Here is a 24,472-nt window from a genome sequence, read left to right as displayed (position 1 = left end):
CTATGATGGCTTTAACAAAATAGAACAGCCGAGTTACTCGGAGAGTATCAATTAGAATTGGAAGGGTAGTATGTCTTGTGTCGTTGAACCGTTAACCGCTCAGTATGATGAAAATGTTAGACAAATCATCGAGCAAGTTGGAGCAGAGTTTGGGGCCGTTGGTGAAGGGTATGGGCCGTCTGACCCAGAAGTGCTCTGCATGAGTCAGCATTATGGAAACGAAAGTAAAAGCCTCTATTTGGTGGCCCTATTGGATGGGAAAGTTGTCGGCGGTTGTGGTTTAGCGTCATTTAATAGCAGCCCAGATGTGTGTGAGCTGAAAAAACTGTTCATTTTGCCTGAAGGACGAGGGCATGGACTAGGTAAAAGAATGGCCATCGCGTGTTTAGACTATGCTCGTACTCAAGGTTATCAAAGCTGTTACTTAGACACATTAACCTCAATGAAAGTGGCAGTTCGTCTATACGAAAACTTAGGCTTTGACCACTTAGATGCGCCGTTAGCTGACACCTTGCATAATAGCTGTGATGTGTGGATGCTTAAGTCGCTGGTGGAATAGCAAGTAAAACGTGAAGCACGAGCCGAATCGTTTGGTAATTAGACCATCAATATCCCCTCGGTATTGCTCCAATTACCGTGTGTAAATAAGCCCGCGTTTGCGGGTTTATTTTTAGTTTCAATATCAACAAGGTAGTACTTTGTACGCTCATCATCACTTAAATGTGTCATTTTAAAATCTTCCTCCTTTATAATACGAACAATAATCATACAAGTTGCATATCGATTTGTATAGAAAGCAGGCTAGGATTAGTGATGTATCCCCCTTCCTGATAAATTTCAGTAGGGGAAACTCGTATTGATAGGATATGTATGAGCAAAAGCACTAACGAACAAAGGGGCTGAAACGAAGATGGACAGATTCGATTTTAATTCTTCATTTGATGGGCTTTAAGTCGTTCGCTTAACTCCCATAAAGCTATTCGATTTGAATCATACTTGAGAAGTTCGCTCGCCTCAGTTGCGTTACACCAACGGAATTCAGTGTGTTCCGAAGATAACTGTGGCTCCCCCGAAACCTGCACTGAGAATGAGTATTCTGGTATCACATAAGGGTGATCGCTCCATTTTTCATGACCAGAATAAAACACTCTAGGTAACATGCACATAGAATCAAGTTGAACCCAGTCACTACCTGTTAACGACGTCTCTTCATACAATTCTCTTTTTGCGGCATCGAACAAAGACTCTTGATCTTCTCCACCACCAGAAATTGCCTGCCATTCACCATTGTCTGTACGGCAAGCAATCAAGAAGATAGGTTCTGAAATTTTAAATTTATATGGAAATATCAGAACCTGAAATGGTGCTCTCACTGCGTTGGTTCCACTGTTGTTGCGAATCAATAGATACTACAACCATTAGGAAAAGTTAGGCAATTCTCAGATTACATTATTCTCGGTTTTATTGCGCAAACGCGGAAAGGGGCAGAAACGAGTTGATCATGAATGACTGCAAATGGCACATATGCGACTGTCAGATTTGATTGAGTCCTGTTAATCGAATCTGACAGATCAAGTTAAGACTTATTCACTTTTATCTGACGCGACCAATAAATTTAAGACCACCTTCTTTCGAAGATGGTGCTGTTATTGCAAATTGATTAGAGATTGAAATTTACTTTAAATATTTAACACTTTCGGTAAATTTCGTGTTCCATATCGTGAACGTTAACGCTTAAGCTGTCTGATTCTCGGCAGTATATTTTTAAACAGTCTAACAACTGCTCGCTGAGTTGTTGCTTTTGTTTAATCGTACGTCCTTGCATAATGTGTGCGCTAATATGGATAAAACCTTCCTTACCATCGCCCAATTGATAATGTGTATAGGCTATAGCGCGAGTTTTGATCGTTGCTAATTCAAACAAGCCACTGTTAAACGTTGCTTGATGAATTTTTTCAACCAATACCTGCGGTAATACCGGTAAATCTTCAGAATGTTCAATGATGATATGTGGCATGTTATCTATTTGATCCCCTAAAAACGATATGTGAAACCTAAGCTGGTTTGAAACTGATTGAGTATATCACCATCAAAATGCCACAAGCATTGCTTGTTTTCGTCTGTTGGTAATGCACATGAAACGTTACTGGCATTATTGACGATTGTTACAAGCCAGTATAAAGACTCAGTGAATAACCAGCTAACGCACTCTGACTTACTAACAGTAAGCACCGTAAAACAAATACTTTTTTCATGGTGTCGTGCTCGTTGTTGTGATTAATTTAAGTTAGTATTGAAACATAGCTGAATATTAAATGTAAGCCACGAATCGTTTACCCCTACATGGAGCAAGTAATATATGAAACCTATAATGATAGGCGTATTGACAGGTTTATTGATCACCTTAGCGGGCTGCTCTGATGATGTTGCATCAGTTAGTTTGGGATTATTTACCACTAAAGATATTAAAGTTAACTCGCAACAAGACCCTCTAGTAAAAGGCGTAACCTGTCATATTAGCCATATCGAAGCGAACTTAGATTTTGCTGATCCTTCTGATATGTCTATTTCGTGTCGCCAAACTGGACCAATTACTGCCGACCAATTACAAGCGATTGACCGTAGTAAGTCGGGTGAGGTGGTATTTAAATCATCAAAAAGTATTTTATTTAAATCATTAAAAGTGCGTCGAATTTATGATGCGCAAACGCGAACTCTGTTATATCTGTCGTATTCAACTAAAGAGTCAACCGGCAGTCATCATCATGCGTTATCCACTGTGCCATTGTATAACACCCAAGCATGGGCATGGGCACAAGAGCAAGAATAAGCAAAAGAGCAAACTATGTTAGCGTTATTTAAAAGCAAACCTTTATTAGATGAACAAGAGCAGCAATGGCTGATTGATACTTTTGTGTGGGCGGTGGAAAATTTTGACAGCGATTATTTCATTAATAACTCGCAATTAGTTTTGCCAAACCACCAATGCTTTCCCGATGCGGTTTCAAGCATTGAAGAAATGGCCAGTAAAGTGTTTGAGCGAGTGGTTGGCTATGCGGGGCTGCAAGCTTGGCCAATTACGCTGGTGGCTCCACAGCAATTGCAGCCGCAAGTATTTCCTCATTTTGCTTTTAGTAATCAGTTACGTGGTGATAATAGCCAATTAATTGTGCCGCCAAGCCATACGGTTAATGTGTCATTTAATCCAAATCAAATTAATCAGCCACAAGATTTAGTGGCCAGCTTTGCCGGTACTTTAGCGACAATTATGATCCACCATGTGGGCGTGTTACCACCAGGCGGTAAAGAGTTTTTACCACAAGCCGCCGATGCCGTGGCATGTTTTTTAGGTTTTGGGGTAATGATGAGCAATACGGTGTATCAGTTTAAAGGGGGCTGTGGCTCGTGTTACAACCCCTATGCGAACAGGCAAGCTGCACTTAGTGAACCGCAAACCTTATTTATGCATGCCCTTATTTGCCACTTTAAAGGCTATAAAGATTCTAAAAAGCATTTAAAGCCGCACTTACGCAGCCAATTCAAAAAGGCGCAAAAAGAAATAAAAGCCTTAGTTAATAGTACTGCTAGTCCGTTGTTGTTAGCGCTTGATGATAAAAAAGCGGGGTAATCGTGGCTTATTTAGATGAGTTTTTATTGATTGCACTGGCACACTTTTTTGCTGTAGCAAGCCCTGGCCCAGATTTTGCCATTGTGCTTAAACAAAGTGTTCAGCAGGGGCGTCGTAATGCATTGTGGACCAGCTTTGGGGTAGGCCTGGCTATTTTATTACATGTTAGTTATTGCTTACTCGGGGTTGCGGTTTTATTAACGCAATCGCCAAACGTATTTATGGCATTAAAATATTTAGCGGGTGCATACTTGGCCTACATTGGTGTGCAAGCGCTTAGAAGTGCTAGACCGGCGCCAGCGCAGCAAGAAACTGTTCTTCAATCTCAAGGTGTTGAATCCAGTTGGATTGCATTTCGTCGCGGCTTTTTAACCAATGCGTTAAACCCAAAAGCCACGTTATTTTTTATGTCGTTGTTTACTTTAGTGATCAGCCAGTCAACGCCATTAATTGTGCAAGCAGGTTATGGGCTGTATATGGCATTGGCAACGTGGGCGTGGTTTTCGTTTCTATCCTTGGTGCTATCAAAGCCTAGTGTTCGCGGTTTTTTTCAAAAAAGTGGCTATTGGTTTGACCGTGGTATTGGCGTGATTTTGATCGCTCTAGCAATAAGAATTGTAGTGTAAGTATTGTTTTAACAGAAATCTGTAGTAGGTGAATATGGCTGTATATAATTTTTCGTTTGGTTCAAATATGTCGTCGAGTCGTTTGTTGGCGCGTTTACCAAACGCTACTCGTATTGGTACGGCAATACTAGCCGGTTACGAGTTAACCTTTGATATGGTAAGTACTGATGGCTCAGGAAAAGGCAATGTACGCCCATCAAATGATAAGAACGCGCAAGTATATGGCGTGGTATATCAACTCAATGACGCAGAAAAAACGATTTTAGACGCCATCGAAGGGCCCCGTTATGACTGCGTGGATATTCAAGTAACATTACTTGATGGGCAACAAGTAGCGGCGCATTGTTATATTGCCAACACCACTGATGCGCAGATACTGCCTTACGATTGGTATATGCAGCACGTTCATCGCGGTGCGCTTGAAGCTGGTGTGCCAAATGCGTACAGTGATGCCATAAAGTCTCGGCCAACCTGCCAAGATAGTGACAGTGCGCGTGCAGCCATTGAGTTTGCTGTACATCAAAAATAAAAACTAAAATGATAACTCCAAGGATTGTTATGAAATTAACTAAACTAGCGATTGCGGCCACCTTATTAGCAGGCTGTGCATTTAATAGCTATGCCGATATTGATACCAAGCACATCAATCAAGTGATTGAAAATTCAATGGCGCGCTTTGATGTGCCGGGTATGGCCGTGGCGATTGTTGAAAACGATAAGGTTATTTTTGCTAAAGGCTTTGGTGTTAGTAACTTAGATACTGGTAGCAAGGTGAATAAAGACACCTTATTTGGTATTGCATCAAATACTAAAGCATTTACGGTTGCGGCATTGGCAAAATTAGTTGATGAAGAAAAGCTTAGTTGGGATGACAAGGTAATTGATCACCTTCCTGAATTTCGTTTATACGACCCTTATGTAACCCGCGAAATGACGATCCGTGATTTATTAAGTCACCGTAGTGGTTTAGGGTTAGGCCAAGGGGATTTAATGATTTGGCCTGACACCGATAAATCAATCGAAGAAATTCTCGCAGGCCTTAAATATTTAAAACCAGCTAGTAGCTTTCGCAGCACATACGCTTATAACAACTTGATGTTTGTGACCGCTGGCGAGGTAGTCGCGCGGGTCTCAGGTATGAGCTGGAATGATTATATTGAAAAGAATATTCTCCAGCCTTTGCACATGGATAACTCACGCGCTGGTTTTTCGCGTATTCCAAAAAGTAATAATAACTGGGCAACGGGTCATATTCCTATGGATGGTCAATTACATCCATTTTTCGTTAATTACTTAGAGGATTTTCGTGGTGCCGGCGCGATTGCATCCAGTGTGAATGATATGAGCCAATGGCTACGTACACAATTAGCCCATGGTAAAATGCCAAATGGCGAGCAGTTGTTTAGTGAAAAACAACAAGAGCAAATGTGGCATCCACATATTACCTCACTGGCGTCAAAAAGCGCTTATGAGGCTTATCATCAGCAATTTAGAGGTTATGGTTTAGGTTGGAGCATTGAAGACTACCACGGTATTAAAAAATTAGGCCATGGTGGTGGTATTTTAGGAATGGTATCGCAGGTGACGTTATTGCCTGAGAAAAACCTCGGGATTGTTATTTTATCTAATCAGCAAGCATTCGGTGCGCTCTCTGCTATTACTCATGAAGTGCTTGAAGACGCCCTTGAACTTGAAGATAAAGACTGGGTAGCAGAGTTGGCTAAAAAGCATTTTGAAGGTAAGCAAAAAGCGTATGCTAATGCTAAGCCGGACGCTCCTGCAGACTATCAACCACAGTTACCAAATATTAGCTACACCGGCACTTTGCATGATGATTGGTATGGTGATGTTATTATTGAAGAGCTGGACGGTAAGCTACGTATTGATTTCACGCATACTAAACGTTTAAAAGGGCAGCTTGAGCATTACACGGGCAACACATTTATCGTCAAGTGGGATGAAAAGCTACTCGAAGCTGATGCGTATATTAGCTTTGATATGAGCACTAACAATCGTGTGAATGAAGCGACAATGCGTGCAGTATCAACAGCGGTGACTGATTTCAGTTTTGATTTTAGAAATCTTCATTTGCAAGCTAAATAGTAAACCAAAGTCGCAAAGCCACCAAAGGGTGGCTTTGTTATAGTTACAGTCGTTAACTCATTTGGAGCATTTATGCGTACTGCGATTATTTCTCATCCTTTTTGCCGTAAACACAAAATGATCGCGGATCATCCAGAGTGTCCTGAGCGCTTAGATGCTATTACCGATCGTCTTTTGGCCAGTGGCTTGGATATTGCCGTGCAGCAAAAGCAAGCGCCTAAAGCATTACGTGAGCATTACTTATTAGCCCATGATGAGGCCCTTGTATCGCTGGTGGAAAACACCCTCCCGGAACAAGGTTTAGTATCACTTGATGGCGACACTTGGTTATGCCCAGAGTCATTTTTGGCAATTGAGCGGGCGGTAGGGGCAGGGCTATTAGCCGTCGATGAAATATTAGCGGATAACCTCGATGCCGCATTTTGCTCCGTACGGCCACCGGGTCATCATGCAAACCGTACAACCTCTGCCGGCTTTTGTGTGTTTAATAACTTAGCAATTTCGGTGAAGTACGCGCAAAGTAAAGGGATTAAGCGCATTGCGATTGTCGATTTTGATGTTCACCACGGTAATGGCACGCAAGACATTTTTATCGATGATGATAATGTGTTGCTTTGCTCATTATTTCAGCATCCTTTTTACCCTAATACCGCCGTTGAAAATAACGATACATTGGTTAATTCACCGTTGCCCATAGCTAGCGATGGCAATGATTTAAAAACGTTGTATAACCAACAGTGGTTACCTAAATTAACAGAGTTTAAGCCAGAGTTATTGTTTATTAGCGCAGGATTTGATGCGCATTTTGAAGATGATATGGCAAGTCTCAAATTTGTTGAGGCCGATTATGCTTGGTTGACACAACAGCTGTGTGACATGGTAAAAAGTACTGGCTGTAGAGGGATTATCTCTTATTTAGAAGGCGGGTATAATTTATCAGCGCTAGGGCGCAGCGCCGTAGAGCATATTAGAGTGTTTACACAAGCAGAAGAGTAGCTTTATATTCATTCTACAATTAAGTAAAAATATTGGTTGTTGTATGATACCAATACCACTAATTAAACAAGGAAGATAATGTCTGTAGTAATTAATATCTTAGTCACGTTGGCACTGTGCTTTTGGGGAAGCATGATGATGATGTCGCCGATGATGTTTGGTGCCCCTGGCGCGATGAATAATAAGCAAAAAGTGTTCTCTGCCATACTCATATTAAGTTTTCCAGTACCATTATTTTTGCTTATTGGTTTATTTGGCGGCAGTTATTTTGGTATTGATAGTTATAAAATGGCGCTGATAAGTGCTGTTGTTATTGGGTTTTTCTTTGTGATATTTGGCTATACGGGTATGATCAGTAATCTGCTTCGAGGTATTGCCAATGGTGGCTACTGTGTGGTCGAACAGCGTGTTTACTTTAATGCTAAGTTAATAGAAAACGCTGACGCTGAAAGCTTTACTACTTACAGTTTAGCCAATTTGAATACCTATGACGCTGCATTATACGCCAAAGATAAACAGCACCTTTACTATTGTGGTAACGCTATTAGCGGTGTTAACTCTGATAATCTAAAGGCTAAGATTATTGGTACTGATCTTTATTGGATTAATGATTCGCAAGTGGTTAAAGGCGAGCGTATTGTTGCAGGAGCTGATCCTAAAAGTTATAAGGCCTATTCTTATAGCTTTTGGAATATCTCTGGAAGGAAAGGCCGACAAGTCATTTACCATAACGATGAGCCAGTGCCTGAAATAGATGCGCAGTCATTTAAACCTATCGATGATAGTTACGGTAAAGACCAGCAACATATCTTTTACGCAAATATAGCCATCTTAACTGACATTGATGTAGATACCGCTAGTTTTACACGATTAGACGAGAACTTTGCTAGCGATAATCAGCATATTTTTTACTTAAATGGTGAAGATAGTCATGTATTGATGGGGGCTGATCCCAGCAATTTTGAAATTTTTCAACGCGACTACTATCGCAGTGGTGAGACTGTTTATTACGTAACTCAATATAAGTCGGCAAAGCCGATGACACAAGTCGATGCTGACAGCTTTAAAGTCACTCAATATGATGAACAAACTCATTCGGATGCTTACGATAAATATCATTATTATTTTCGCGGTGAGATTGTTGCAACGCGCTAAGTTTAGAAAAATATAGGACCTGTTAGGGCGTTGCGATGAACGAGGTAATTTGCTGTTGAAAATGATTAAACAGAAGGAAGTTTATTCATACTCTTGGGTAACTTGCCTACGTTTGTTTGCGTTGCATCAACTTGGTTTATATCGATAAAATTAAGCTCCCCGTTAGCGATGATCTGCTCACCATTACTCAGTTTTAATCGTGTAGGGGCAAAACCCATGCGGATCTCCCGACTCCAATTACAAGCATGCGTACCGTTTTGGCAGCGCGAAAGTGCTTACTGTTATACTCAATAATACTCCCTAAAAAAATGCATAATATAGCTGAACTTTAATCAGCACTTAGTTTTGCAGCTCATTAAACTTTACAGGTTTAAGACTGCTTAACTGTAGTAGCTGCTCGGCGCAGTAAGCTGCTTTTAAACGATGTTCTGGCCCAGAGTTACTTAAAAAATGGCTCAACGTGCGCAGTCCTAATTTTTGCGCCATTTCACTGTGTGATTGCTGAGGCATGCTATGGCTTTGCGCTAATTCATCGAGCACTTTTAGCAAAAATTGCTGTACTTTATCTCGTCTTGGCGATGACAGTTGCGGCTGTGGAGATTGTTTTGCAAGCCAGTTGCTAAATATATTAGTTGTTTTGTTGTCGGTTAAATCATCAAAATAGAGATTAATCCAACGATCCAGTTTTACAGTAATCGGACGTAACTGCCACTGCGTGCTATCGCGCTCAATACGAGCCACAATGAGCTGTGGCAATTGCTGCTTAAATAGCATCATATTATTGATCGCATGGTGTGCCAGCTCGCTATAAGGCAAGCTAAAAAAGATCGTATTGTGCTGTTTATCTTGATAGCTAAGCCGCATACATTGCGTGGCTTCATCAAATGTGTGTTGATGACTATAACTTGGCGCAAAACATACATAGTCGTTTTGCCAATCAATCAGTGTTATATCATCGATGAATTGTGGATTTAGTGATTGTTCGCTTGGTTCAACATAGGTCTTTTTAAGTTGGCGAAGCCGCTGCCAGCCATTGAGCTGAGCGTTTGAAATACGTTGTGTTTGCCCAAACCAATTGCTGCCAGAAGGCGCACCTTCAAGTAATTGGTTTGCTTGCCAGATTTGGCTATAGTTAAGTGTTTGCTCGGTTGTTGTGCGACTTTCGGCAAGCGTAATAAAGCGGCCGTATTCGTCTTGTAAAACCAACGTCAATCCATGTGCGCCACTGCTACGACGCCACGGATAACCGCCTAAACATAACAACTGCTGTGGAGGACAAATATGTTCAGCATCTTGCGTTTGTGTTTGCTCTTGGCGTTCAAGCATCACCAAAACGTGTGCTAGTTCAAGCAAAACAGTGCGTTTGTCTCGCAGATGTTCACCACTAAGATAGCGTGCGAGTGTGCCGCATAAACGTTTTAGTGGTGCAATGTTAAAGCCTGCCTTTTCCATCGGGATCTGCAGTAATTCAATAGTGAGCAGTGATTCACTGCGCAGTTGCGCTAAGGGTACTCCTGCAAGCATAATGAGTTCAGCGTAGCATGCCTGCTTAAGCTGCGTTTGTGTTTGGTTTAATAGTGTTTTTTGGTGCTCTTGTTCTAGTTGCAACCAGTCGGGCCATTGCAGCATTTCACCTTGTTGCTCAAGCCACAAGTAAACGCCCAGTAGTGCGTATGCTTGGCTATCTTCATTGCAGATAATATCATTAATTGTGGTTACGTTAGTAAAATGGAGCGTGTGCTCCTTGATAGTAATGCAAACCTGCGCGCCTTGTTGCACGATGTCAGCTTGCCAACGACGCTGAACTTGACGATAAAGCTGGCGTATTTTTACTTTGCCAGCACTGGCTAATAACGTATTAGTATCGATTTGCGGCACTTCATTTTCTTCAATCGTTGCTGCAGATACTGGCGATTGTTGCCAAGCAAATATGCTGGCTGCAATGATATGCTTACAAATACCATTTGCGGCGCAATCACATTGGCTATTATTAGGATTATGTAAATCCAGTACACCTTGCTGGCCTTCGAATGTAAACTGAATTGGCGAAGCGCCACTTATATGTGGGCTGGATTTATCGAGCGCTTTTTGTGCTCGGCGGACTAACCCCGCACTGGCGAGGGTTTCAAAAATACTGATATCCATTATTGTTTTATGCTCATGCTGCTCATTTTTGTAATCCCATCGTGGATGCTAGCCAACTTGCAAAGTGGTCAGGCGTTAATGAAGCAATCTGCATTTTCATACGGCTAAGTTTGGCTGTTGCGTTAGTATCATAAAAAGGCATTGATTCTGGGCTCAATGCGGTCATGCCTAACATTGTCACCCCACTATCAATAAGATGCTGAGCTTGTTGAAACATTGCTTGCTCAGGGCCACCTTCACAAAAATCAGACACGGTAGCAATAATGGTACGCGAAGGAGTCTCGATTAGCTGCTCACAGTATTGCCATGCTTTAGCAATTAAAGTGCCACCACCAAGTTGAGTCGAGAGCAATACTTTTACGGGATCATCAGCTTGCTCGGAAAGATCAACAACTTGTGTATCAAACACCACCAGCGAGAGTTTTATACAGGGGAGTTGTTTTAAAATACCAGCGATCACCGCTGAATACACCATAGAACTGGACATAGAGCCTGATTGGTCGATACATAAAACAACGTGCCAAGGCAATTGTGGTTGCTGGCGAGCATGAAAGTAAATGCGCTCAAATAGCACGCGTTTGCCATCAAAGTGTTTAAGGTTCTTGCGAATACTTGTTTGCCAATCTAAGTTAGCAAGTCGTTTTTGTGGACTGTGCGCTTGGCGATTTAGCTTACCATTGAGCTTGTTATTAAACAGTGGTCGTAATTGCTTTAGCAAATCCTCTACTACAGTTGTAATGATTTGTTGCACTTGCTGCTGTAATTTAGGGTTGGTATGCGCTGAAATACTCATTAATTGCTTTAACAACCCCATAGAGGGTGAAATATTTTGTAGTACTCGTGGTTCTTCTAATAGCTGCTTAAGATTAAAGCGCTCTAATGCTTGATGTTGCAAGGTGTCATTAACACTTTTAGGAAACAGCTTTTCAGCGTTATCGAGCCACTGTACTACCGATGGCTGGCTTGCTTCTAAGCCCCCCGATATTTGAAAACCTCGCTCTTTTAAACCCTGTTGATAAAGTTGCTCAAGGACTTGGTCTTGTTGATTTTGCTCACTTGATAAACTGGTATCGAGTGATTCAGCATAGCGCCCTAATACTAAACGCCAGCGCTGTTTTAGCGAGTAGTCCATGCACTTAATCCTTGTTCAAGCAGTTGCTGTTGTAATTGTTTATCTAATAACATTGCTTGGTTTACATCATGCTCGCTGATATCTTCATTGAGCCAATTTAATTGCTGTTGCCATTGATTAAGTGTACCGAGTTGCTGGCTAATACCATCAATTTCCCGTGCATCTTTATCGCAAAATAGCCCACGTAATTGTGGTAACTGCTCAACAAACTGCTCATCATCGAGTTGCTCAATACTGTGATTGAGTAATGACAATAGCCCGTTTTGATGATTGAGCCAATGGGGTACAACCGTCAGCAGTGTGCGCAAAATAGTGAAACGGTCGCCGCTATAGCGTTGTAGTTCATTTAATAAAGAGGCAGGGTCTAACTCATCTAAGTCTACAGCCAACGCTTTAAGCGCAAACCAAAGGGTAGGGGTGTGTTCATTGTGTTCTATTAGCCAGTGTAAACGCTCACGCCAAGGTTGTTTAAGTACATCCATTTGTTGGCGTGCAATAGCTTGTAATGACAACAGTACTTGTTGCGCTTCATCTTCAGGTAGTTGATTTAACGAGGGCAAGTGAAAGCTTAATTGACGCCACAACGGTGTAATTAATGCGTTGAGTTGCTGGTGGTAGTCATTAAAAAGCGGGTGCTTACTGGTGCGATATAACTTAATGAAGCTATCTGATAGTATTTTTATGGTACTGCAATCGTTTATTTCACGGGTTATTGCAACTGAGTTAAATTGATATTGCACGCCTAATTGAAGTGACAGTATTAATTTATCAAGCATTTGTGGCAAATCGCTTTCACTTTGTTGCGCCAAGCGATGCTGTACAACTGTTTTGAGAGTGCCGCCTAAAGTACTTAATTCAATTAATGCCACTTCTACTGAAGGGGTCCAATGGTAGCGCCAGCTCTCATGCTTTGCGGCTGTATGAATATTATAAAAGGCATGCATGCTTTGTTCGTATTGGCAAAAGCCGATGTCTAAAAATAGTAATTGGCTCAATAGTTGGCGGCGCTGGCGTTGCCGCTCGGTTAATTCATATAAAGAAAAATGGCTACGATTAACTGTACCAATTGTCAGCTGTACATGTTTGCAATGGGCTAATACATCGTCGACTAATGGCAAATTACGTTGATTTGCTGGTAGTTGTCCCATGTTTTCGCCACGCAACAGCTGCTGCCAAGGTCGATAGTCGCGCGAGCTACTTTGTTGTTTAAACTGGCAACTTCCTAAAGAATCGAGTAGATCATAGCAACCAGCGCGCACAATTCCCCGCAACTGACAGAGCTGACTTAAGTGCTCAAAAACATTTTGTTTAGCTATAAGCGTTAACTTAGGCATTTGTGCTAATAAATACAGTAGCCAATCACTGGCTGATAATGAACGTTGTTCAAACAGCCAACGGCAAAACGCAGGGTAGGGCATTCCCGCTTGGTAGCCTTGATGAGCATCAAGTAAAGAATCGCTGTAACGGATCACAAAACTATCCTCAGTACTTTTACGAATAGAAGTTGATTCTTGCTCGTAATCAAACAGTGCACTGGTATGGAAACCGCCGGTCATTACCGCGATGCGTTGATAATCATGACTAGCTGTGCGAATGCAGGCACGCATTTGTTTCTCGCGGTCTAGATCGCCTAGTTGCTGCAAACTTTTTTGATCATAATAAAGGCGGCTAGCAGCACAAAATAGTAATACTTGCTCAAAAAAATCATTCGCACTTTCAAAATTTTGTAGCTCAAATAAGCGCAGCCAAAGCTCATCGGCATCACGGCAACCCATGGTTTGTTGTAGCTGACGACTATAGCTTGAGCTTAAAATACGGGCATCGCTGTAGCGATCAAGTGGTTCTTCTTGCTGCTCGTCAGTGCTGTCTAAGTCAATAAATTGTACTGGCACGTGGTTGTCGCCAGCCCAGCGCAGTGCTTGCCACTCAGGGCTATTTTCAGCGAAAGGAAAATAGCTTTGCTGTTGATAAACTGCAATCGGTGGCACCACATGTTTGTTTTGCAATAGGCCAAGGTGTTGCCCAAAACTGTGCGGTGCTTCAATCAATACAACATCTGGTTGCCAAGCGTTTAATTGAGCTAAAGCAAAATGCGCACAAGCAGGGCTGTGATGGCGTACTGGCAACCAGCGTATCTTTTCATCTTGTAAAAACTGTTGGCTGAGCTTTGCTAATGCTTGGCTAAAGCCGTTGTTATCTGGTGTTATTTCATCCACAACGCTTTACCTGCATCAAAAAAAGCACGCCACTCTTTGCGTTCACGTACAACAGCATCAAGATAGTGAGCTAATTTTTTAATGTCATCGGGTTTATCTTTAATCAAGGTGCCGTGCATCTGTTGTACTAACTGCTCAGCACTCATGGGTTGATGCCAATAGAGACTATGTAAGGCACAAGAATGCACAATATTGACCGCTTCGGCAGTTGATAAAGTAGCATCTAAAGATTGTGCACCAAGGTTGTTACGCAAGTCATGAAATACCTGTACTAATAACTGTACTAACTCTTCATTAATTTGTGGTTGCTGTGCTTCGTTAATAAAGCGGGCATTGACCTGAGATAAAATAAGCTCTTGCTCTAGTTTTACATCATTAAGTACTGGCACTGTTTCAAAATTAAAGCGACGTTTAAGGGCGCTCGACATCTCATTAACGCCGCGGTCGAGTAAGTTGGCGGTGGCAATTACATTAAATCCAGGCTTGGCTTGAATGGCGATCCCCAGCTCTGGGATTGTGAGTGTTTTTTCCGACATTAAGGAAATAAGCACATCTTGGATTTCCTGCGGGCAGCGAGTGATCTCTTCAATACGCACTAATTTACCTTGCTCCATAGCAGCATAAATAGGGCTTTTTAACAGCGCATCAAAGCTAGGGCCATTGGCTAGCAGCATGGCAAAGTTCCAACTATATTTAACTTGCTCCTCAGTCGTCCCCGCAGTACCTTGGATCAATAACTCGCTGGTGCCACTTATCGCCGCCGCGAGTAGCTCTGACAACATTGATTTTGCTGTACCTGGTTCGCCAACCATCATCAGGCCATTGTTGCCCATTAGGCTGACAATCGCACGTTCAACAAGTGCATCATCACCATAATATTTACGGCTGATATTGTGCTGTTTATCGCCACAAATAAAGCGTTTTACGGCACTTGCTGAAAGCTGCCAGCCGCTCGGACGAGCACCACTATCAGTGGCAATGAGCTGTTCTAATTCAACTTGATAGCGTTGTTCGGCGCGAGCACGAATAATCTGTTTATTCATTAGGTACGTCCTTTACTACAGTACTGACTGTATATAGCGTTCTTTGCCGGAGTCAGGGCAAACAACGAAGTATAAATAACTTTATTACCACGGTAGTTTTGATAGCCAATTAGGATCTGCATGGCATTTCTTAGCTATTGCTTGATAATCCAGAGCCATTGCGTTAAGCAGGCTTGCGGGCGCTTGCGCAAGTGGTATGGTTTGATAGCGACTACGTGCGCGCGAACCTTGAATTTGCTGCAATATTTTGCAGCTATAAATGGCAACGGGTTCATTTTCCTCTGGTAAATAGTTACCACTAAACTCAAATTGAATGCGAAGCCCTGCCTGCTCAAATGATTTTTCGTAGTAATTAAAAAACGCCCCATCTTCTGTTTCACCGCGTTGATAATCGAGTTTGGTGAGTAAACCGCGCAGAGTAAAAGCATCACTCATAAGGCCCAAATGATGCTCCAATGATATTTGCTCAGGTGTGACGCTAATATTAGCGGATTTGAGCTGCTCAAAAAGTGGCTTTATCTTATAATCTTTTAAATGTAGTTGCCATGCTTTAAGGGCGGCTTTATCAAGCTGATTAGCACTGAGCAAACGAATATTTGCACCCGATGGTAGCGTAACCTCTTCATCATTTACATCGACTAAACTACCATCTTCAGTCGGGCGAAAGGTATGCCAATCATTATCAAGTTGTACTTGCCATAAGGTGCGTTGTAGTAAGCGAAACATCACCGGATGTTGGTGTAAATATTCATGCCACTCATTTAAAGGCCAGTGACGCTCGGTGATCATGGCTGCATATAGGCGGGCATGTTGTTGTTCAATCACTTGTTTTAGCTCTTTTTTACAACCACTAAACCATTTTTTAGTTTGGTTGATCTGATCTTCGCTATCCTCTTTGCGTGGTTGTGGCAGCGATTTAATCACCTTGCCTTCTTCGTTTATTAATTGCAGCTTAAGTGAGTCGCTCAGTTGCAGTTGTAAAGCGCGATTGCCAAAGCTAAACGGTGTTGGATCTTGTATATGCTCTAAGCCCGCGGTTTGGATGGTGCGATCTGCCAATTCATCAGTCGTCCAGCTGTTACGCTTTGCAATTTGGCCAACTAGCTCGCGCGCCAACGCTTGTATTGATTGGGTACGATGTTGGCGGGCTATCGACAGCATAAATTGGATAATCACTGTATTGTTGATGTGAGCGATGGCGCTGATCATCGCTTCTATTTGTGTACGGCGCAGATAGTGTTTTTTCATATACGGCTGGATCAGTGCTAACAACGCTTGGGGATTACCACCATTGATTAATGCCAGTAAGCCTTTTTCTTTAATAGCCGAGCCATGCAATTGAGATTTATATAAGTTGTAACATGCATTGTAAGCATCGAGTAATGTGCGTGTAGCGTATTCTTGGCCCCAATCATATTGCGCTAAATCTTGGTACCTGTTGTACTCGCGTTGCTTATTCGCTTGCGCATAGTCATGCGCCTGTTGATCAGAAGGGGCAAGCGTATCTTGACTTATAAAAGCTGATAATAAAAAGTGGCCTAGGCGAGCCTGACTGTCATCATCGAGGAGTGATAAATATAACCTTAATAGGTTGCTCCCTTGGGGTTGTTTAAGCTTTACGGCTAACACACACCACCAATAGATAATGCTTGGCTCCACAGGGTCGCCATGACGAAAGTGGCAGGTGGGTAACATCGCTTGTTGTAGCCAGGCCATATGTTTAGGGGCTGCTTTTTTGAGCCCTGTAGCTGCTTCTTCAGCTAAAATAGCGGGGGTGATGAAATAGCTAATATCACCGCCGCATTGTTGTAGCGCATCCAATAATTGGTTACGAGTAGTGGTATCTTTTTCTGTGGTGATTGCGTCTTGCAGTGCGGGCTTCGCATCAGGGTGTTGCAGGTGAGTTAACCACTGTGCAGTGAGGCTGCGGGTTTCTTTATTGCTTGATGCTAAACCTGTCGTTATTTTTTCAATGAGCAATTCATGCTGCTGCACGGCGTATTGCGCTAACTTGCGTACGTGCTTGCGATTATCAAAGGCGAGTTGATATATGCGTTCGAGCCAATAGGGGGGTATCGCTGGAAAATCAGCTAATAAAGCCAAGGCTTGTTCAGTAATGCGCGTGCTATCGATACGATCATTGAGAAGTGACTCAATGATCCATGAGTCGGTACTTGAACTAAATGTTGCGCTGCTCAGTTGGCCATCAAGTGCTAGCGTCATCGTTTGTGGATAGTGCGCAAATAGCGGCCATATTTCAAATGACTCTAAAGCTATCGGGAGGCTGCCACTAGGTTCATGTCTAATATCAAGGATGTAATTAGTTAAATCGCTAGGGCTAATACCAAAAGGGTGCAGTACTGGCTGTAACTGGCGTATATCTTTGATATCACGTTGGATCAATTTACTAGGGTGAGGCTCTTCGAGTACCGTTGAAAGCCCATAAAATAAACCAGTAGCTAATAGGAAAAAGTGCACTAGTTGAGCATCACTTTGGTTCATCAGTTTAGCTTCGCCAATAATTTGGGCTGCGTATTTATTATCAACTAGCCTATAAATAATATCGTAGCCGGGCTGTGTTTGTATTTGGCGTTGCTGTAGTTGCGCAAGCGCTTGGGCAAGTTGTTCTGGCGTAAGTGAGCGCAGCCCTTGTAAGTCGTCACGATCAGATGCCAAACGTTGCTGCCTTTGGTGACAATTTTGCGGATAATCCAAAAGTGCTTGCTGCGCCGTTGCAATTTCTTGTTCCGCTTTGGCTATTTCAGTGCTTAACACTTGCTGGCAAACATCAAGCCAACGCTCTGGAAAATCATGGCTGATAGAAAGGGGGGGGAGGCTTGGCAGTGGCCAATCAAAATACTGACTTTTTTGTATCAGCTGATATTCATGCAATGCCTGCGTGAGTTGTTGTTGCAATACTTTGCTGTTTGTTTCACTAAGCCACTGGGTTAAAAGTGGCTGCGCCGCATTATAACGGCTAATAAGTGTAATCCAATGGGCTTGGGTGGTGGTGCTTGCATCATGAAAGTGTTCTTTAAGGTAGTTGACCCACATTGCTGTATCAAGGCGTGCGAAGGCAAGCGCCGCGGCTTGTCGTACTTTGCTGGTGGAATCATCCGCTAATGTCATTACTAGCGGTAGTAAGGTGTTGGGTAGTTCACAGTACTTTGTCAGTTGACAACCGAAAATGTAACGACCTTCGCTATGAAGTTGTTGTAGCTGTTGGTCGAAATCAGGCTCGTTGCTGACACTTAGCCAGTTGGTATGTGTGAGTAAATATTGGGCATACTCTGCTGGAACATACTTGTTATTACGCTCTAATATAAAAGCATCAATATACCAGCTAGGTAATTGATATATTTTTAATAATTCCAGCAGTGTGTGTCGATTGGGTAATTGCTCTACAGATGACGCTGTATGCGTTTTAAATTGCCTGTTCAGGAAGTTTAGAAGATAGGCAAACCAGTTATCAAAGCTCGAAAGTACATGGCTAAACGCATCAAAATAGGGCTCGTTAAAACAAGCAACGACTAAACCTAAGCGATGCAAAAAGTCCAGTTGCTGGCTTTGAGTAGACATGAGTACTTGCCACATCGCTTCTGCTGCTTCCCAGTCATAGCAACCAGGTGCCTGTTTACTTTTTGTATCGGGAAGCTGTGCTAAAGTAATTAAACAACGGGGATTTTCCCCATGTAATAAGTAATGTGTAACGTTATGAGCGAGACCTGATTCTGCTATTTCATAGCCTTTACAGGCAAGAGTTAATAGTTCAGCAATGTCTGTGTTCGGAGGCGTGTTTAACGTATTAAGCATAAAACGTCCTTGCTAGATAGATCATCTTGATTTCTAAACGCTGGCCATCGTTAATGTGGCCAGCATTTACTGTTATAGCGGCTAATTAAACGGTAGCTTTTGCTGCCACAGTGGATCTGCATGACACTTTTTCGCCACCTCTTCGTAATCCAAGGCGATAGCGTTAAGCAGATTAGCAGGGACTTGAGTAAGCGGTAATGCATCATAGCGGTTCCAGCCACGTGCTTTTGGATTAAATTGCCATACTGTGATGCTATAAATAGCTGCAGAAACATTCTCTTCGGGGACACAGTTACCACTGAAGTCAAATTGAACTCTAAGTCCTAATTGATCAAACAGTTTATAGTAATGATCAAAAAATCCTGCGTCTTCAGGGTCGCCTTGCTTGTAGTCTTTTTTGGTCAATAAGCTGCGTAGTGTGAAGGTATCAGTCATCAAGCCTTTATGATGATCCAATGCTAACTGTTCTGCAGTTATATTTACTTCAAGCGACTTGAGTTGCTCAAACAGCGGTTTAATTTTGTAATCTTTTAAGTGGGCCTGCCAAGCTTGGCTTGCTTCACTATTGAGTTGATTACCACTTAGCAAGCGGATACTGGCCTGGGCTGGTAATTCAATTTCATCATCTTCTGTATCAATGAGTGCGCCATCTTCTGTGGGGCGAAAACTGTGCCAACCATCATCAAGCTGTACTTGCCAAAGCGTACGTTGCAATAAACGAAACATGATAGGATGCTGATGTAAATATTCTTGCCAGTCGCTTGCAGGCCAATGACGCTCAGTAACCATAGACTCATATAGACGACTAGTTTGTTGCGTTATTACCTGTTTTAGCTCTTTTTTACAGCTGCTAAACCATTTTTTAGTTTCGCTGATGGCTGCATCGTCATCATCTTTACGCGCTTGCGGCAGTGACTTAAGCACCTTGCCTTCTTCGTTGAGTAGTTGAAATTTAAGATCATCGCTTAGCTGGAGTTGCAGCGTACGCTGACCTAAATTAAAAGGTGTTGGCCCTTGTGTGTTTTCAAAGCCTGCAGTTTGAATAGTACGATCGCCTAGTTCATCGGTCGTCCAGCCGTTTCGCTGGGCAATTTTATCAACTAACTGACGTGCTAACTCTTGTATTGATTTGGTGCGGTAACGTCGCGATAACGACAGCATAAATTGAATAATTATCGGATCATTAATATTGGCGATAGCACTCAATATTGCTTCAATCTGCGCACGACGTACATAATACTGCTTCATGTAGGGTTGTAGTAGGGCTAAAAGCTCATTCGGTTTACCGCCAATAATTAAGGCGAGCAAACCTTTTTCTTTAATAGCACTACCTAATAGCTCTGACTTTTTCTGTTTGTAACACGCATTATATGCATCTTCCAAAGTATGCGTTTTGTACTGTTTCCCCCATTCACTTTGAGCCCAACGTTGATACATATCAAACTCTTGCTGCTTATGAGCTTGGGCGTATTCATGCGCTTGTTGCTCGGTAGGGCAAAGTGTATCTTGGGTGATAAATGCTGATAATAAACAGTGAGCGAGTTGTGCTTGGCTATTATCATCAAGCAGTGATAAATACAAATGTAGCAAGTTACTACCTTCGGGCTGTTTTAGTTTAACGGCGAGCACACACCACCAATAAATAATATCAGTGTCGACTGCTTCACCATTAACAAATTTACAGCTAGGTAGCCTATCTCGTTGCAGCCAAAGCATATTTTTAGGCACTGCTTTTTGAAGCCCTGCAGCTGCTTCTTCAGCCAATGCAGTTGGTGAGGTAAATTCACTAATATCACCGCCACATTGCTGCAAGGCATCTAACATTTGCGCACGAATTGCGGTATCTTTTTCTTTTCTAATTGCTTGTTGTAGTGCTGGTTGGGCATCACTGAGCGCCAGTGTTTGCAGCCATTTTGCTGCAATACTACGAGTATTATTGCCGCTTGATAGTAATTTTTTGCTGACTCGCTCAACAACGATGCCATGCTTTTGTGCGGTCGCTTGTGCCGTGAAGCGCACTGATTTTCGACTATCAAACGCTAATTGATAGATGCGTTGTAACCAATGGGGAGGAAGTTTAGGAAAATCAGCTAATAAAGCCAGTGTCTGGTTGATAACCATATAGTTATCATAGTTATCCTTGGAGTCGAGGCGATCGATAATCGTTGGCTTTGTGTCATCTCCTTGCTGGATGAGCTTTGTGTATAGGCCATCAAGTGCGTAATCTATTGTTTCTGGGTACTCGGCGAATAAGGGCCACACATCAATTGATTCTAACGCCAATGGGCGAGTACCCAACTCTTCACCATGGGAACTTACAAGTATGTTCGTTAAGTCACAAACGCTAAAGTTAAACTCTTGTAGTAATGGCAGTAATTGGCGAGCATCGCTAAGATTCTCTTGCAGTAATTTGCTCGTATTGGCTGCATTTAACAGATTATTAATGTGCCATCTGCCAATTTTCTGCAGTTGAAAAAAATGTGCTATTGCAATGTTTGGCTGTTTGAGTAATTTAGCTTCATCGATAATGTCATAAAAGATGTCATTACCAAGCTTTTGACCTTGTTCTAGAGCGTTTAAAGCTTGAACAACATCATCTTTAGTGATCGTTTTATATATCGCAAGCTCTTCTTTTTCACGCTCTATCGCCTTTGCCCAGTAGCTGCCGGGTGCTTCGGGCTTGCTGTTTTTTATATATCGTTCAGAACGCGCAATTAGCTTTTCTAAGCTTTGCATACAGTCTTCAACCCAATGCGCTGGGAAATCACCGTGAAAGTTCACGTTTGTGTATGCAGGCAACTGCCAATCAAAGTTGTCGCTTTGCTGCTTTAACTGATATTGCTCAATGGCGAGTGTAAGTTTAGTGTGTACTGATGCTGTTTTTTCACTGGCTTGCCATGTTTCAAGTAATGTTAATGCATTACTACACTCAACCACACTGCTTATCCAGTGAGTTCGTGTGCTTGCATTAGCCTTTTCATAATGTTCAGAGAAAAACTCAAGGCATTGTGCATCATCGATTTTACGGATCACACTGTTCGCTGACAGACGCACCTGACTGGACTTATCAGCGCTAAGCTGTGCTAAAAACGGTAATAACGAAGTTGGAATTACCGGCTGCTTAAGTAGAAACTGGCAAAGCGTATTACGACCGCTGGCGTCGATTTTTTGTAGTTGTTGGCATTTTTCAGGTGTTGAACAAATCGTTATCCAATCACTATTAGCTAGCAAATGATCTGGATAGATAAAGCCTCTTTGTGCATAGGAGCGCTCAAGAATATAGGCATCAATATACCACAGCGGTTGGTCATACGTTTCTAGCAGCGTAAGCAGTTCATCACGACTAGGGAATTGAGTTGCCTTGGTGTCATATTCAAAATCAGTGTGTTGGTTAAAATAAAACAGTAAGAAGGCAAACCAGCCTGTTAGTTTAGACTCCATATGATTTAAATAGTGATGCTTTGCAATCGCCTCTGTTACTAAACCTAAACGATGTAAAAAGTCGTTTTGATGGCCTGTAGCTGACTTTAAAACATGCTGCATGGCTACTAAAGAGCGTCTATCATACTCGCCATTATTATTTACCGAGTAGTGGCCTGGCAGTTGCGAATGGCGCGAATTAGGTAGTTGATTTAATATGTTAAGACAATCAGCTCCTTCTCCTGTTACTAAGTAATGAGCAACCTTAGCGGCTAAGCCTGTTTGCGTATGGTTATAGCCTTGGCAAGCAACTATTAATAAATCTTTGATGGTTATTTGTTTATCTTCACCGAAAAGCTTACTAGTAAATTTTTTGAACATAGTACTTCCTTGATTATTCAAAGTTGTGGTGATTATTGACTCTTTTTATCGGTTATCTATGAGCAATATTTGTAAAAACACAGCAAACATTACTTATCCCCACTCTATAAAACAAGACAAATTATGATTTACGAGATCAAGTTTTGTTTTTTAATTTTTGCGCATGTAACACGTTAAGATATTTACGTAGGTTTAAACTAAGCCAATATAGGGTTAGCGTGTTCTAAAATGTTACATGCCCAAAAAGTGACAACGGTTATTCTTTTAACCACTGTGCAACTTGTTTTGTATAATAACTCACTATTAAATCAGCGCCTGCACGTTTGAAGCCGGTCAGTGTTTCAAATACCACTTTTTTTTCATCAAGGGCACCTGCTAAAGCTGCAAATTTAATAGCGGCATACTCACCACCAACTTGGTAGGCAGCTAAAGGTAAGTTTGTTTTCTCTCTCAAGCTGCTAAGGACATCAAGATAGGGCGTGCCTGGTTTCACCATTAGAATATCAGCGCCTTCTTGTTCATCAAGAAGGGCTTCTTGAAGCGCTTGACGAATATTTGCGTAATCCATTTGATAGCCTTTGCGATCACCGCTTAATTCACAATCAACAGCAGCTCTAAATGGACCATAGAAAGATGAAGCAAATTTAATGGCGTGAGCTAAAATGGCAACATGTTCAAACCCTGCATTATCAAGGCCTTCTCGAATAGCTTTAACTTGACCATCCATCATCGCAGATGGGGCTAGCATATCGGCACCTGCTTTTGCTGCGCACACACTCTGCTTTACAAGATTAGCAACAGTTTCGTCGTTACAAACTTGATTATCTTCAACAACGCCACAGTGTCCATGATCTGTATATTCACAAAAACAAATGTCGGGTATTACCATCATCTCGGGGCATGTTTGTTTGATTGTTTTAATCATACGTGCCAGTAAACCATCATCGTGCCATGTATCACTGCCAACACTGTCTTTATGATGCGATATGCCAAAAGGCATAACATACTGAATTCCTAATCTATGCAGTTCAGTAATTTCTTGGGCTAATGCATGTTCAGGAATGCGCTGTATACCAGGCATAGTGGATATTTCTAGACTTTCAGTTAACGACTCTTCGATAAAAATAGGATGGATAAGATCGCCAATATTAAAATCAAATTCGCGTACTAACTGTCGCATTGCGTCACTGTGGCGAAGCCTGCGCATGCGTCTTGATAAATTAGGTGTACTCATTGCTATATGCCTTACTGAGCTGAGTATAACGAGATGTTTATAATATCATTTTTATCACTGTAAACGATATGCGTTAAATCAATATTAAAGGCGTGTTCATGATAGTAAGCTTTTTCTTTATTTGTAATAAATAAACTGTAATTACTAGGTTACCGGTGTAGAAGTCGCTGGTGGGGTTTGCTGTTCTTTATTGTTATCGCTGCCACCACAGGCGACTAAACTCATGGATAAAACGGCTGATGCAACTAAACGTGCTATTTTATTCCTAATAGATCAAATGCTTGGGAAGCTGTTAGGCTGGTTATTTTAGTTAAGCAGCAGTGTCCTTCTTGTGCTAAGTGCTGCGTTACTCTGCGAGCTAACTCTATGTTAGTCAGCGGTGTTGCAAGGTTAAATGCTAAATCAAAATATTCGCCTTGTTTATTCAATATCACACAGTGTTGCTGTTGTTCAGCGGTTAAACTGTGTAGATAGTCATTTAAATCCCGTTGTTCATTAATAATTTCTAGCTCGTTGTCACTACATATCAAGTAAGGGAAGTAAGTATGCATGTATTTATTGTCCTGTATCAAATAGCGCG

The 24,472-nt window shown here is 42.0% G+C and carries 20 protein-coding genes; 8 read left to right on the top strand and 12 right to left on the bottom strand.

From position 1 onward, the window contains the following. Nucleotides 1-70: 70 nt before the first annotated feature. Nucleotides 71-559 carry a GNAT family N-acetyltransferase gene (locus H5232_RS04135; protein WP_064626658.1) on the top strand — a complete coding sequence of 163 codons (489 nt, stop codon included), beginning with the start codon at nt 71-73 and terminating at the stop codon, nt 557-559. Between the two features lie 38 nt (nt 560-597). Here the strand turns inward: H5232_RS04135 and H5232_RS24110 are convergent, their stop codons facing one another. The 3 genes from H5232_RS24110 to H5232_RS04125 all read right to left on the bottom strand — a co-directional run bounded on the left by H5232_RS24110 (nt 598) and on the right by H5232_RS04125 (nt 2,017). Beyond that, on the bottom strand, nt 598-729 hold the full coding sequence (locus H5232_RS24110) for a hypothetical protein (RefSeq protein ID WP_259398433.1): 132 nt from the start codon (nt 727-729) through the stop codon (nt 598-600). Between the two features lie 197 nt (nt 730-926). Beyond that, complete coding sequence (locus tag H5232_RS04130) at nt 927-1,373, bottom strand: NUDIX pyrophosphatase (RefSeq protein WP_114867254.1); 447 nt, start codon at nt 1,371-1,373, stop codon at nt 927-929. 314 nt (nt 1,374-1,687) lie between these two features. Continuing rightward, nucleotides 1,688-2,017 carry a 5-carboxymethyl-2-hydroxymuconate Delta-isomerase gene (locus H5232_RS04125; protein WP_149983139.1) on the bottom strand — a complete coding sequence of 110 codons (330 nt, stop codon included), beginning with the start codon at nt 2,015-2,017 and terminating at the stop codon, nt 1,688-1,690. A gap of 342 nt (nt 2,018-2,359) precedes the next feature. Between H5232_RS04125 and H5232_RS04120 the strand changes: the two genes are divergently transcribed. The 7 genes from H5232_RS04120 to H5232_RS04090 all read left to right on the top strand — a co-directional run bounded on the left by H5232_RS04120 (nt 2,360) and on the right by H5232_RS04090 (nt 8,508). Next, nucleotides 2,360-2,830 (top strand): CreA family protein, encoded by a 471-nt coding sequence (locus H5232_RS04120; RefSeq protein ID WP_182717226.1) that lies wholly within the window; start codon nt 2,360-2,362, stop codon nt 2,828-2,830. A 15-nt stretch (nt 2,831-2,845) separates the two neighbouring features. Beyond that, nucleotides 2,846-3,628 carry a hypothetical protein gene (locus H5232_RS04115; RefSeq protein ID WP_182784606.1) on the top strand — a complete coding sequence of 261 codons (783 nt, stop codon included), beginning with the start codon at nt 2,846-2,848 and terminating at the stop codon, nt 3,626-3,628. Nucleotides 3,629-3,630: 2 nt separating this feature from the next. Then, nucleotides 3,631-4,254 (top strand): LysE family transporter, encoded by a 624-nt coding sequence (locus H5232_RS04110; protein WP_182739846.1) that lies wholly within the window; start codon nt 3,631-3,633, stop codon nt 4,252-4,254. Between the two features lie 34 nt (nt 4,255-4,288). After that, on the top strand, nt 4,289-4,783 hold the full coding sequence (locus H5232_RS04105) for a gamma-glutamylcyclotransferase family protein (protein WP_145234768.1): 495 nt from the start codon (nt 4,289-4,291) through the stop codon (nt 4,781-4,783). Between the two features lie 29 nt (nt 4,784-4,812). Beyond that, nucleotides 4,813-6,357, top strand: a complete 1,545-nt coding sequence (locus H5232_RS04100; protein ID WP_182784604.1) for a serine hydrolase — start codon at nt 4,813-4,815, stop codon at nt 6,355-6,357. A 72-nt stretch (nt 6,358-6,429) separates the two neighbouring features. Then, on the top strand, nt 6,430-7,353 hold the full coding sequence (locus H5232_RS04095; RefSeq protein ID WP_182784602.1) for a histone deacetylase family protein: 924 nt from the start codon (nt 6,430-6,432) through the stop codon (nt 7,351-7,353). 78 nt (nt 7,354-7,431) lie between these two features. Continuing rightward, the gene (locus H5232_RS04090) at nt 7,432-8,508 is read left to right on the top strand and encodes a DKNYY domain-containing protein (RefSeq protein WP_182784600.1); all 1,077 of its coding nucleotides are present in this window, start codon (nt 7,432-7,434) and stop codon (nt 8,506-8,508) included. Nucleotides 8,509-8,573: 65 nt separating this feature from the next. Here H5232_RS04090 and H5232_RS04085 read toward each other — a convergent pair whose 3' ends face one another. The 9 genes from H5232_RS04085 to H5232_RS04045 all read right to left on the bottom strand — a co-directional run bounded on the left by H5232_RS04085 (nt 8,574) and on the right by H5232_RS04045 (nt 24,443). Beyond that, nucleotides 8,574-8,726, bottom strand: coding sequence for a hypothetical protein (locus H5232_RS04085; RefSeq protein WP_179959234.1), 153 nt, complete (start codon nt 8,724-8,726; stop codon nt 8,574-8,576). A 121-nt stretch (nt 8,727-8,847) separates the two neighbouring features. Further along, the gene (locus H5232_RS04080) at nt 8,848-10,653 is read right to left on the bottom strand and encodes a hypothetical protein (RefSeq protein WP_182717220.1); all 1,806 of its coding nucleotides are present in this window, start codon (nt 10,651-10,653) and stop codon (nt 8,848-8,850) included. A gap of 22 nt (nt 10,654-10,675) precedes the next feature. Further along, nucleotides 10,676-11,785 carry a VWA domain-containing protein gene (locus H5232_RS04075; protein WP_182717219.1) on the bottom strand — a complete coding sequence of 370 codons (1,110 nt, stop codon included), beginning with the start codon at nt 11,783-11,785 and terminating at the stop codon, nt 10,676-10,678. Further along, on the bottom strand, nt 11,770-14,001 hold the full coding sequence (locus tag H5232_RS04070; RefSeq protein ID WP_182830580.1) for a DUF5682 family protein: 2,232 nt from the start codon (nt 13,999-14,001) through the stop codon (nt 11,770-11,772). The genes H5232_RS04075 and H5232_RS04070 overlap by 16 nt, the downstream gene beginning before the upstream one ends. Beyond that, the gene (locus tag H5232_RS04065) at nt 13,989-15,044 is read right to left on the bottom strand and encodes an AAA family ATPase (RefSeq protein WP_182830579.1); all 1,056 of its coding nucleotides are present in this window, start codon (nt 15,042-15,044) and stop codon (nt 13,989-13,991) included. Before H5232_RS04065 ends, H5232_RS04070 begins: the two co-directional genes overlap by 13 nt. 84 nt (nt 15,045-15,128) lie before the next feature. Continuing rightward, nucleotides 15,129-18,857 carry a DUF4132 domain-containing protein gene (locus H5232_RS04060; RefSeq protein ID WP_182830578.1) on the bottom strand — a complete coding sequence of 1,243 codons (3,729 nt, stop codon included), beginning with the start codon at nt 18,855-18,857 and terminating at the stop codon, nt 15,129-15,131. Nucleotides 18,858-18,938: 81 nt separating this feature from the next. After that, complete coding sequence (locus H5232_RS04055; protein WP_182830577.1) at nt 18,939-22,658, bottom strand: DUF4132 domain-containing protein; 3,720 nt, start codon at nt 22,656-22,658, stop codon at nt 18,939-18,941. 256 nt (nt 22,659-22,914) lie between these two features. Next, nucleotides 22,915-23,892, bottom strand: coding sequence for a porphobilinogen synthase (gene hemB, locus H5232_RS04050; protein ID WP_182717214.1), 978 nt, complete (start codon nt 23,890-23,892; stop codon nt 22,915-22,917). A 254-nt stretch (nt 23,893-24,146) separates the two neighbouring features. Next, complete coding sequence (locus tag H5232_RS04045) at nt 24,147-24,443, bottom strand: DUF4144 family protein (protein ID WP_182717213.1); 297 nt, start codon at nt 24,441-24,443, stop codon at nt 24,147-24,149. Between the last annotated feature and the right edge of the window lie 29 nt (nt 24,444-24,472).

Origin of the sequence: Pseudoalteromonas sp. SG41-5, from assembly GCF_014164495.1 — a bacterium.
Classification (GTDB): Bacteria; Pseudomonadota; Gammaproteobacteria; order Enterobacterales; family Alteromonadaceae; genus Pseudoalteromonas; species Pseudoalteromonas rhizosphaerae.
This window is presented reverse-complemented; position numbering and strand designations above follow the sequence as displayed.

Coding starts and splice junctions, on each gene's coding strand:
- H5232_RS04135 (WP_064626658.1), top strand. CDS start 71: ATGTCTTGTGTCGTTGAACCGTTAACCGCTCAGTATGATGAAAATGTT.
- H5232_RS24110 (WP_259398433.1), bottom strand. CDS start 729: ATGACACATTTAAGTGATGATGAGCGTACAAAGTACTACCTTGTTGAT.
- H5232_RS04125 (WP_149983139.1), bottom strand. CDS start 2,017: ATGCCACATATCATCATTGAACATTCTGAAGATTTACCGGTATTACCG.
- H5232_RS04120 (WP_182717226.1), top strand. CDS start 2,360: ATGAAACCTATAATGATAGGCGTATTGACAGGTTTATTGATCACCTTA.
- H5232_RS04115 (WP_182784606.1), top strand. CDS start 2,846: ATGTTAGCGTTATTTAAAAGCAAACCTTTATTAGATGAACAAGAGCAG.
- H5232_RS04105 (WP_145234768.1), top strand. CDS start 4,289: ATGGCTGTATATAATTTTTCGTTTGGTTCAAATATGTCGTCGAGTCGT.
- H5232_RS04100 (WP_182784604.1), top strand. CDS start 4,813: ATGAAATTAACTAAACTAGCGATTGCGGCCACCTTATTAGCAGGCTGT.
- H5232_RS04095 (WP_182784602.1), top strand. CDS start 6,430: ATGCGTACTGCGATTATTTCTCATCCTTTTTGCCGTAAACACAAAATG.
- H5232_RS04090 (WP_182784600.1), top strand. CDS start 7,432: ATGTCTGTAGTAATTAATATCTTAGTCACGTTGGCACTGTGCTTTTGG.
- H5232_RS04085 (WP_179959234.1), bottom strand. CDS start 8,726: ATGGGTTTTGCCCCTACACGATTAAAACTGAGTAATGGTGAGCAGATC.
- H5232_RS04080 (WP_182717220.1), bottom strand. CDS start 10,653: ATGGATATCAGTATTTTTGAAACCCTCGCCAGTGCGGGGTTAGTCCGC.
- H5232_RS04075 (WP_182717219.1), bottom strand. CDS start 11,785: ATGGACTACTCGCTAAAACAGCGCTGGCGTTTAGTATTAGGGCGCTAT.
- H5232_RS04065 (WP_182830579.1), bottom strand. CDS start 15,044: ATGAATAAACAGATTATTCGTGCTCGCGCCGAACAACGCTATCAAGTT.
- H5232_RS04060 (WP_182830578.1), bottom strand. CDS start 18,857: ATGCTTAATACGTTAAACACGCCTCCGAACACAGACATTGCTGAACTA.
- H5232_RS04055 (WP_182830577.1), bottom strand. CDS start 22,658: ATGTTCAAAAAATTTACTAGTAAGCTTTTCGGTGAAGATAAACAAATA.
- hemB (WP_182717214.1), bottom strand. CDS start 23,892: ATGAGTACACCTAATTTATCAAGACGCATGCGCAGGCTTCGCCACAGT.
- H5232_RS04045 (WP_182717213.1), bottom strand. CDS start 24,443: ATGCATACTTACTTCCCTTACTTGATATGTAGTGACAACGAGCTAGAA.